Below are 10,222 nucleotides of genomic sequence, written 5' to 3' on the forward strand. Positions count from 1 at the left end.
GCCCTGCGCTTGGTGGGCGGCGACGTGACGGTGGGCTACCACTACGAGGAGTACTTCGATGATCAGGTGGCCAAGGGGAGGACGCGCGAGGAGATGTTCGCGTACGGCTTCCGCGAGGTGATGCCCATCGTGGACTCCGGCGACCTGTTCGTCGTGAACCTGGAGTGCCCGTACACGGACAGCACGGTGAAGCTGCCCAAGAACTTCAACTTCCGCGCGCGGCCGGAGTTGGTGAACGTGCTCACCGCGGGCCGCGTGGGCGTGGTGAGCCTGGCCAACAACCACATGATGGACTACGGCGCCCAGGGGCTCCTGGACACCCTCACCTCCCTGGAGGCCGCGCGCATCCCCTACTTCGGGGCCGGCCGCACCCTGGCGGAGGCGCGCCGCCCGGCCATCCTCACCGTGGGGGGCCTGCGCGTCGCGTTCCTGGGCTACTTCTTCCTGGGCACGCGCAACATCGAACCCCGGGAGGTCTACGCCACGGACACCACGCCGGGTGTGGCCGGGCACTTCTCCGACGTGGAGGTGATGGAGCGGATGCTGCGCGAGGACATCGCCGCGGCGAAGGCCCAGGCGGACCTGGTGCTGCCCTTCTTCCACTGGGGCATCGAGGGCAACACCACCCCGGAGCCGTATCAGGTGCGGCTGGCGCACGCGGCCATCGACGCGGGGGCGGCGGGGGTGTTGGGCAGCCACCCGCACGTGCTCCAGTCCATGGAGCTGTACCAGGGCAAGCCGGTGCTCTACTCGCTGGGCAACTTCGTGTTCGGCGGGAACTGGAACCCCCGGGACAAGCGCAGCGTCCTGTGGCGGGCGCGCTTCGACTCCACGGGTTATGTCTCCAGTGACGTGCTGCCCCTCAGGACCGACCGCTACCCCGAGTTCCCCGTCCAGCCGGTGCCCGTCACGGGTGCCGAGGCCGATGGGGTGATGACGCTGCTGCGCACCGCGTCGCAGGGGACGCCGGGGCTGGAGCGGATGCTCCCCGCGTTGGAAGCCGGGGGAGCAGGGAGCCAGCCGCCCCCCTCCTCCAGTGTGAGAGGGGGGCAGTAGCTTCCAGGACTACTTGTTGTTGCGCTGGCCGCGCTTGAAGCGCGTGCGGCGGCGCTTCAGCTGCGCCTTCCGGGTCTTGGCGCGGTTCTTCAGCTTCTTCTTGGAACGATTCCCCTTCTGTGCGGCCATGTGGAAGGACTCCGTGTTGAGCGTGATTCAAGCCGCACCGGGCGGCGACGGGGGCCGTTCTACATGCCGCTGCCCATACGGCCAAGGTTTTCCTTGACGCCCTCGGCCCTTGCCACGGGGCGCCCAACGGGGCAAGACGCCCCGGGAACCACGCATGATTGACAAATTGGAAGAGGTCGAGCGCCGCTTCGAGCGACTCACGGCCGACCTGTCGAACCCCGATATCCTCGCCGACACGGCGAAGCTCCAGAAGGTGTCCAAGGAGCGCGCCGGGCTGGAGAGGCTCGTCGAGACCTTCCGCGGCTACCGCAAGGTGCTGGCGGACCTGTCGGAGGTGGAGTCGTGGCTGTCCAGCTCCGACCCCGACGAGAAGGCCTACGCCAAGGAGTCCCTGCCGGGCCTCAAGGAGCAGCGCGAGGAGCAGGAAGCCGCGCTGAAGATCCTCCTGCTGCCCAAGGATCCCAATGACGAGAAGAACGTCATCCTGGAGATCCGCGCGGGCGCGGGTGGCGACGAGGCGGCCCTCTTCGCCGAAGAGGTCATGCAGATGTACCTGCGCTACGCGGACCGCAAGGGCTGGAAGGCGGACATCCTGGACATGAGCGCGGGCAACGCGGGCGGCGTGAAGGACGCCACGGTGACGCTCTCCGGGGACGCCGTGTTCAGCCAGCTCAAGTACGAGTCCGGCGTCCACCGCGTCCAGCGCGTGCCAGCCACGGAGACGCAAGGGCGCATCCACACCTCCACCATCACCGTGTCGGTGATGCCGGAGGCGGAGGACGTGGACGTGCAGATCAACCCCGCGGACATCGAGATGCAGGTGATGCGCTCCACGGGCGCCGGTGGCCAGAGCGTCAACACCACGGACTCCGCGGTGCGCCTCATCCACAAGCCGTCCGGCATCGTGGTGAAGTGCCAGCAGGAGAAGAGCCAGGGGAAGAACCGCGCCATGGCCCTGCGCATGCTGCGCGCGAAGCTCTACGACATGGAGCAGGAGCGCATCCGCAACGAGCGCGACTCCATGCGCCGCGGCCAGGTGGGCACGGGCGACCGCAGCGAGAAGATCCGCACCTACAACTTCCCGCAGGACCGGCTCACCGACCACCGCATCGGCCTCACCGTGCACAACCTGCCGGCCATCATGGTGGGCAACGTGGACGAAGTGATTACCGCCTGCCGCACCCACTACCAGGCAGAAGCCCTCAAGGCGCAGACGGGTGGCGGGCGTCCCGCCAGCGAAGCATGAGCGACGTCTGGACCATCCGTCGGCTCCTCACCTGGACGACGGGGCACTTCGAGAAGCGCGGGGTAGATGCGCCCCGGCTCACGACGGAAATCCTGCTCGCGCACGTGCTCAAGACGGGCCGGGTGCGCCTGTACGTGGACCTGGACCGGCCGCTGTCCAAGGACGAGCTGGCCGCCTTCAAGGCGCTCATCGAGCGCCGGATGGCGGGCGAGCCCACGAACTACCTGACGGGCACGAAGGAGTTCTACAACCGCCCGTTCAAGGTGGACGCGCGCGTGCTCATCCCCCGGCCGGAGACGGAGCTGCTGGTGGAGGCGGTGCTGCACTCGGTGCCGAAGGATGCGCCCAGCCGCGTGCTGGACGTGTGCACGGGCTCCGGCTGCATCGCCATCAGCGTGGCGGCGGAGCGGCCCCAGGCGACGGTGCTGGCCACGGACCTGTCCAAGGACGCGTGCGCGCTGGCCCGTGAGAACGCACAGGCCCTGGGCGTGGCCGAGCGCGTGAGCGTGCTGGAGGGCGACCTGTTCTCTCCCCTGCCCCCGGACGCGACGTTCCGGGTGGTGGTGTCGAATCCGCCGTACATCGACTCGGGCGACATCGCCGGGCTGTCCGCCGAGGTGCGGCGCGAGCCCCGGCTGGCGCTGGATGGCGGGCCGGACGGACTGGTCGCGCTGCGGCGGGTGATTGAGGGCGCCCGGCGGGTGCTGGAGCCTGGCGGATTGCTTGCATTGGAGATGGGTGAGACCCAGGGAAGCGCCGTCCTGGAGCTCCTGCGGGCCGCGGGCTACTCCGACGCGCGCGTGGAGAAGGACCTGGAACGGCGTGAACGCATGGCGTTCGGGACACAGCCCGCGGCCTGACGGCCACGGGACACGCGGCCCGGCAACCGCACGCACGAGAAGGCACGTCAAAGACATGGACAAGATCGTCATGAAGGGTGGCACCGCGCTGCACGGCGAGGTGGAGGTCTCCGGCGCGAAGAACGCGGCGCTGCCCATCCTGGCCTCCGCGCTGCTGGCGGATGGCACCACCACCTTCCGCAACGTGCCGGACCTGGCGGACGTGGCCACGATGCTGGAGGTGCTCCGCACGATGGGCTGCGAGGCCGCGCGGCTCACCGGCAAGAAGGCGGACACGTGTGAAATCAGCATCGCGGGGAACATCACCCCGGAGGCCCCCTACGACCTGGTGAAGACCATGCGCGCCAGCGTCCTGGTGCTGGGGCCGCTCGTGGCGCGCTTCGGCCGGGCGCGCGTGTCCATGCCGGGCGGGTGCGCCATTGGCGCGCGTCCCATCGACCAGCACCTCAAGGGCCTGAAGGCGCTGGGCGCGGACATCCACCTGACGGAAGGCTACGTGGAGGCCCGGGCCAAGCAGCTCAAGGGCGGCATGGTGAACTTCGACGTCATCACCGTCACCGGCACGGAGAACGTGATGATGGCGGCGGTGCTCGCGAAGGGCCGCACGGTGATGGAGAACTGCGCGCGCGAGCCGGAGGTGGAGGAGCTGGCGCGGGTCCTCAACAAGATGGGCGCGAAGGTGGAGGGGGCGGGCACGTCCATCATCACCATCGAGGGCGTGGACTCCCTGAACCCGGTGGAGCACGCCATCCTGCCGGACCGCATCGAGGCGGGCACGCTGCTGGTCGCGGCGGCCATCAGCGGGGGCAACGTGCTGGTGAAGCACGCACGGCCGGAGCACCTGGACGCGGTCATCGACAAGCTGCGCGAGGCGGGCTGCACCATCACCGCCGAGGGCGGGGGCCTGCGCTGCAAGGCGCCCAGGTCCCTCAAGTCGGTGAACATCACCACCACGGAGCACCCGGGCTTCCCCACGGACATGCAGGCGCAGTTGATGGCGCTGATGACGGTGAGCCACGGCACGTCCGTCATCTCCGAGAACATCTTCGAGAACCGCTTCATGCACGTGCCGGAGCTGCACCGGCTGGGCGCGGACATCACCATCCAGGGGCACACGGCGGTGGTGAAGGGCGTGAAGGCGCTCAGCGGGGCACAGGTGATGGCCACCGACCTGCGCGCCAGCGCGTCGCTCATCCTGGCTGGCCTGCGAGCCGACGGGCAGACCGAGGTCAGCCGCGTCTACCACCTGGACCGCGGGTACGAGCGGCTGGAGCGCAAACTGCGGGGCCTGGGGGCGGACATCCGCCGGGTGAAGGAGCGGGCCTGAGCCTAGGGGGCCGGCCGACGGCACGTTGCCAACAGAAGCCGCCGCACGGGTTGCATCCCAATTTTTGGGCGACTTATCATTCTCCATTCACTGGGGAGCACCTTCCGCTCCCCCCTTTCAGGAGAACGAGCCGCCCCATGAATTGCCCCGGTTGCAGCGTCGAGATGACTGATCTCGAAGGAGATCACGAGACGTTGCGGAAGTGTGGAGACTGCGGAGGCCTGTGGACCGATGTTTCGGACCTGCGCCGCATCCTCCTTCACAACAACCTGCCCGGTCTGGAGCTACTCGGGGGCAAGGTCGACGCGGAGGCCCTGACAGGGCAGTGCCCGGACTGCCAGGTGGACTTCGTACGCATCGATGGTGGCGACCGGAAGCATCCGCTGCACTACGACACCTGCGAGTCCTGCGGCGGCATCTTCCTGGAGTCGGAGTTCGCGGACGCCGCGGACGCCAAGGCCGCCGAGCAGGAGATGGTCACCTTCTTCCGCAACTTCGACGCGAAGCGGAAGTCCAAGGCGGCCATCTAGGCCCCAGGCTCCAGGCCCCAGGCTCGGAGGGCGCCCGGTTCTCCCAGGCGCCCGGTCGTTCTCAAGGCTTGCCGCGGAAGGCGCTTCCCCACTCCTCGGGGAGCGTCCCGTCCAGCGACAGCGCGGCGGCCGCCTTCGGCCCCTCGCCAGCGGCGGTCCGCTCGAAGCGGGCCGTCACCTTGCCCTTCTTCGGGATGTCCAACGTCACCTTGTTGCCGGACACCGTGTAGGTGCCGCTGACGACGGTGGTGGGCTCCGGCGTCTCCAGGGGCTCCAGCGAGAAGCGCCAGGTGCCGTCCACGAAGAAGGACAGGAAGCGCTCCGGGGCGCCTTCATGCCCGCCGAACCAGGTGCCCACGAGCGGGGCCACGCGCGCGTCGTACTTGTACCGGGTGGCCAGCGCGGGGCCGTTGAGGGGCTTTCCGCCCGAGTAGAGGACCAGGTCGGTGAGGCACACCGGGCTGTCCTCCCTGGCGCCGGGGAAGCGGTCCGCGACCTCCAGGATGAAGCGCGCGCCGAACAGCGGCTGGGACAGGGGCACGGCCTGCAGGCCCCGCTTGTCCTGCACGGTGACGCTGCGGGACGCGTCCACGCTGGTGAGGGTGAACTTGCGCACGCGGCCGTTGGCCTTGAACGCGTCGCGGGAGGTTCCGTCGCCCGTGTAGACGCGCACCTCGTCCAGGGTGACGGGCTCCTTGAAGCCGATGAAGACGTGGGAGGGCTTCTCCCCTTCCGCGCACCAGACGGTGGTGTCCCGGCCGTCCAGCATGTTGAGGGGCACGTAGTGGTCCGGGCGCCCCTCCTTCTCCAGCCAGGCCTCCGCCTGGGCATAGCCGGGCGCGGCGGGCGCGGCGGCGAGGACGGACGGAGACACAAACAGCAGGCAGGCCAGGGACAGGCGTCGCATGGGGCCCATCTTGGATCGTCCCCACCCCGGGGCTCCAGTCCGGGTGTGCACCTTCCGCCACCACCGGACCTCGCGGGCCGCGAAGGAGGGCCTGGCGTTGTCCATGTGACGTGCCGGGGGCGAGGATGAAAGCGGCCCGCCAGGGGTTGGGGGTGCTTGACACCCGGACACGCCCAGGCCGACAAGGCGGACCGACCGAGGAGGAAGACGTGATGCGACGTTGGGGCTGGGTCTGTGTCGTGGGGCTGCTGGGGGTGGCCGCATGCAAGAAGGACGTGCCTGCGGAGGTGCCGGACGCGGGCGTGGAGGAGACGGGCCCCTCCGCCCTCACGGAGAAGGAGCCCAACGAGCGGCCCGACCAGGCGCTGCCGATTACCCGCGACAGCGTGGTGACGGGCGGCCTGGCGGCGGAGCCCAACAAGCTGGATGAGGACTGGTACCGGCTGGCCCCCGGCACCCCGCGCATCGCGGACGTGACGGTGACGGGCCTGCCCGGTGGGGACGTGAAGCTGGACGTCTACGACCAGGACCGCAACCGGCTGGTGGGCGTGAACAGCGAGGGCGAGGGCAAGGGGGAGCGCCTTCCGAACCTCTACGTGGAGAAGGAGCGCTGGCTGGTGGTGTCGCCCGCGCGCAAGGGCACGGGCGGGGCGTACACGCTGGAGGTGAAGTACCGCCAGCCCAACGACGGCGAGGAGCGCGAGCCCAACGACCGCGCCGTGGACGCCGCCGCGCTGCCGCTGGGGCAGACGGTGACGGCGTTCCTGGGGCACTCCGGAGACGAGGACTGGTACCGGGTGGAGCTGCCCGGCCCCGCCATGCCCGAGGGTGAAGTCCCCGCGGTCCAGGACAGTGGCGCACCGGCGCCGGGCGCGACGCCCGAAGCTCCCGGTGCGCCGGCTCCGGGTTCGACGCCCGCGGCCGTGCCGCCGCCGTCCGTGCCGGACGAGACGCCGGTCATCGACGACAACGCGGCGCCCTCCCCCGAGGGCACATTTGGAGGCGGAGAGCCGCCCGCTCAGCCGCCGGAGGGCGCGACGCCCACGGCGCCCGGAGAGCTGGCGGGGGCGACGGCGGCCCAGGCGGCGGACGCGGGCCTCCCGCCCCTCGAGCCGGAGGTGCCGTCGGTGGCGCTGAAGATCGAGCTGTCCGCCGTGGAGGGCGTGCGGCCGGAGATTTCGGTGCTGTCCGCCGCGGAGGCGCCGCTCTTCACCCTGCAGGGCAAGGAGGGCGAGCCGCTCGCGCTGCGCAACATCGGCGTGAGGGCCACGGACCGGGTGGTCTACGTGGTGGTGAAGGGCGGCTGGACGGGGACGGGCAAGGCGCAGCGGCGCACGTACAACGCGCAGGTGCCCTACACGCTGACGGTGTCCCAGGAGGAGGCGGGGGCGCACGCGGAGCTGGAGCCCAACGACGAGCTGCTCAAGGCCACGCCGCTGACGGGCGCGGGCTTCCGCGAGGGCTTCCTGTCGCCCAAGTCGGACGTGGACAACTACGTGCTGACGACGCGCGAGCCGGTGCTGGCGAAGGTGGAGCTGTCGGGCGTGGACCGGTTGGACCTGACGCTGTCGATGGTGGAGCCGCCGCAGGGTGACGGGCAGAAGGAGACGGTGCTCCTCAAGGCCAACGACGGCGCTCTCAAGGAGCCGGAGCGGCTGAACAACGTGGCGTGCAACGGCACCTGCTACTTCCGGGTGGAGGGCTCGTTCCGGAAGGTGAACGGCAAGTTCGTGAAGGACTTCGAGAACGCGGACCAGCCCTACCGCATCAGCGTGACGACGGTGCCGGACAACGGCGGCGAGGAGCGCGAGCCCAACAACACCGCCGACCGCGCGCAGGACCTGACGTTGGGCAAGGCGGTGCGCGGCACGGTGTACCCGGCGAAGGACGTGGACTTCTTCCGGGTGGACCTGTCCGACCGGCCGGTGCGCACGGCCATCACCGCGACGCTGCTGGGCATCCTGAAGGTGGACGTGGGGCTCTACCTGCACCGGGTGCAACCGGACGGAAAGCTGACCCTGGTGCAGACGTCCGACCGCGCCAAGGGTGACCTGCCGGAGACCATCCGCTACAGCGCCGAGCCCGGCGTCTACGTCTTCGAGGTGCGCGACGCGAAGAATCGCGAGGCGAACTTCCAGGACTCGTACCAGCTCACCGTCGAGGAGGGGGAGTAGCCCGACGTGCTGCCACTCGACTCACCACGGTGGCATGCACTGGAGGCGGCCAAGGGCCCTGCCTCCCACGTCCCAGGATTGCTCCGCCAGTTGAGGGAGCATCCCGAGGATGAAGGCCTGTGGTGGGGTGGACTCTGGGAGGCCCTCTTCCACCCGGGATCGATCTGCTCGGGTGCGTATGCCGCGATCCCCCACGTCGTGGAGGTGGCCCTTGCGCATCCAGGGCCCGTGACGCGGCGGGAATGCGCGGTCGTCGTTGGCATCACGGTGCTTGAAGGGCCAGTGGATGTCGTGCCCGAGGAGTTCCGGACTGACTTCCAGACAGCCATCGCGCATGCACGCCGGCTGGCGCTGGAAGAGCTGAGGGTCGCCACGCCTCGCCTGACGACCCATCTCCACCTGCTCATGGCCCTGGCAGGCCTGTCCGGATGGAAGCGGCTCGGGTACCAGATCGACGGGCTCGCGGCCGACCAGTTGGAAACGAAGTGTCCGAAGTGCGGTGTCCCGCTGGTCCTTCTTCCCGAAGATGAAGGAATGAGCATTTCGGCGGAGCCCAACGCCGCATTCAAGCCCGGAGCCCAACGCCTGCCGGTGACACCCGCACCGGAGCGGACCGCCCCATCGGACGACGGGGCGGGGCCTCGGGAGCAGCTGCTCGCGTTGAGCCTGCACGCGGGCCACTCCCGTGCGGCCACCTGGCTGCGGTGCCTGGGAGGAACCGCGTCATGCCCTGCGTGCGCGGAGACCTTCCCACTGGAAGACCCAGGCGATTCTTCCCGTTGACAAGGCAGGGCCCCGCCCCTACTTTGGGCCTCGCTTCGCGCATCACCCGCGGTGGTAGCTCAGTTGGTAGAGCACGAGCTTCCCAAGCTCGGGGTCGAGGGTTCGAATCCCTTCCGCCGCTCTGAAGAGACACAGGCCGGTGGTTCCTTCACGGAACCACCGGCCTTCGTGTTTCGGGCGCGGGGTGGCTACTGGAGCGCGACCGGGGGCGCCTTCTGCGTCATCTGCTGTGCATAGTCCGCTGCGTGGGCGCGCATGTAGCCCACCGGATCCGCGAGCACACCCAGGCCATGGGTCTTCGAACGCCCGGTGTAGACGAGGTCTCCGCTCTCGTTGATGTAGTGGACGAAGAGGCCCGCGGTGCCGTCAGCACCGAAGCGATCGGTCTCCACGCTGCCAATCTGCGTCTCGTCCGCGGCCACGATCTCCCGCATGATGGGCGAGCGGTACATGTGCGCGACCGGGATGATCACCCCCTTGGCGCCGGACTGCTTCACGTACTCGGCCAGTTCCTTCTTCATCCGGGGAGGGACGGTGAAGTTGTCGGTGGCGATGTTGGGGAACGACTCGCACCACGGGCTGTCGCCCTTCACCTTCTTCACCTGAACCTCGGCGACGTCCTTGCCGTACGCGCTCCAGAGCGCCGGAGCCAGGGCATCCTCGAGGTTGCGGTACACCTGGTCGTTGCCCTCCGCCGGGTAGGCGCAGGCGAGCATGGGGGTGAGCGCGTAGGGACCGTCCAGGGCGTTCCACTTCCCGCCGGTGAAGTAGCGCGGGTTGGACGTGGCCAGGCCGCCACCGCATCCAGACAGCAGGGCCAACGCGACAACGGCGCTCGATGAAATGCGGAAGAAGGATGCACGGCGAGCGGTCATGGGAACTCCTCGAGCAGGTGGATGTGGCTCACGGACATTCGTGAGCCCCCTTGGACGCTCCACACGGATTCCAGGGGTCCATCTTTTTCCATGTCCTGGAGACCACGCCCTTCACCCAGGGCGATGGACCTCTACGGCCCCCTGGGGACGGCGGCCAGCACAACGTGGTCCCCGGGGCCCTGGACGAACCCCACAACCGCCAGCACTTCTAAGCCATCCGGGGTAAATCTTTGCCTAGGGAGGTAGCATCCACCGCTGCCCTGCAGGAGGGCAGGAGGAGCGGTGGATGAGCCGAAGCGGCAACCACCTCAAAGTGACGGTGCCACAGCGCCGAG

General features: G+C 69.2%; 9 protein-coding genes and 1 tRNA gene. 8 read left to right on the forward strand and 2 right to left on the reverse strand.

Going from position 1 to position 10,222, the window contains the following annotated elements; genetic code table 11:
- The 5 genes from D7V77_RS36900 to D7V77_RS36920 form a co-directional block, all read left to right on the forward strand.
- The coding region (locus D7V77_RS36900; protein WP_147452279.1) for a CapA family protein at positions 1-1,056 on the forward strand (1,056 nt) is incomplete at its 5' end.
- Positions 1,057-1,339: 283 nt separating this feature from the next.
- On the forward strand, positions 1,340-2,431 hold the full coding sequence (prfA, locus tag D7V77_RS36905; protein ID WP_120580945.1) for a peptide chain release factor 1: 1,092 nt from the start codon (positions 1,340-1,342) through the stop codon (positions 2,429-2,431).
- Positions 2,428-3,291: a peptide chain release factor N(5)-glutamine methyltransferase gene (gene prmC, locus D7V77_RS36910; protein WP_120580946.1), complete on the forward strand. Its 864-nt coding sequence runs from the start codon at positions 2,428-2,430 to the stop codon at positions 3,289-3,291. Before prfA ends, prmC begins: the two co-directional genes overlap by 4 nt.
- 55 nt (positions 3,292-3,346) lie before the next feature.
- Positions 3,347-4,618 carry a UDP-N-acetylglucosamine 1-carboxyvinyltransferase gene (gene murA / locus D7V77_RS36915; RefSeq protein WP_120580947.1) on the forward strand — a complete coding sequence of 424 codons (1,272 nt, stop codon included), beginning with the start codon at positions 3,347-3,349 and terminating at the stop codon, positions 4,616-4,618.
- A gap of 137 nt (positions 4,619-4,755) precedes the next feature.
- Positions 4,756-5,148, forward strand: a complete 393-nt coding sequence (locus tag D7V77_RS36920) for a zf-TFIIB domain-containing protein (RefSeq protein ID WP_120580948.1) — start codon at positions 4,756-4,758, stop codon at positions 5,146-5,148.
- 61 nt (positions 5,149-5,209) lie between these two features.
- Here the strand turns inward: D7V77_RS36920 and D7V77_RS36925 are convergent, their stop codons facing one another.
- Positions 5,210-6,055, reverse strand: coding sequence for a discoidin domain-containing protein (locus D7V77_RS36925; protein WP_233597463.1), 846 nt, complete (start codon positions 6,053-6,055; stop codon positions 5,210-5,212).
- Positions 6,056-6,267: 212 nt separating this feature from the next.
- Between D7V77_RS36925 and D7V77_RS36930 the strand changes: the two genes are divergently transcribed.
- The 3 genes from D7V77_RS36930 (at position 6,268) to D7V77_RS36940 (ending at position 9,133) form a co-directional block, all read left to right on the forward strand.
- Positions 6,268-8,229 carry an ABC transporter substrate-binding protein gene (locus D7V77_RS36930; protein WP_120580950.1) on the forward strand — a complete coding sequence of 654 codons (1,962 nt, stop codon included), beginning with the start codon at positions 6,268-6,270 and terminating at the stop codon, positions 8,227-8,229.
- Positions 8,230-8,319: 90 nt separating this feature from the next.
- Positions 8,320-9,012 (forward strand): hypothetical protein, encoded by a 693-nt coding sequence (locus tag D7V77_RS36935; RefSeq protein ID WP_147452280.1) that lies wholly within the window; start codon positions 8,320-8,322, stop codon positions 9,010-9,012.
- Positions 9,013-9,060: 48 nt separating this feature from the next.
- Positions 9,061-9,133 (forward strand) — tRNA-Gly (locus D7V77_RS36940).
- Between the two features lie 67 nt (positions 9,134-9,200).
- On the opposite strand, the gene D7V77_RS36945 is transcribed toward D7V77_RS36940, so the two are convergent.
- Positions 9,201-9,887, reverse strand: coding sequence for a hypothetical protein (locus D7V77_RS36945; protein ID WP_120580952.1), 687 nt, complete (start codon positions 9,885-9,887; stop codon positions 9,201-9,203).
- Positions 9,888-10,222: the final 335 nt, after the last annotated feature.

Origin of the sequence: Corallococcus sp. CA041A (assembly GCF_003612075.1) — a bacterium.
GTDB lineage: Bacteria > Myxococcota > Myxococcia > Myxococcales > Myxococcaceae > Corallococcus > Corallococcus exiguus.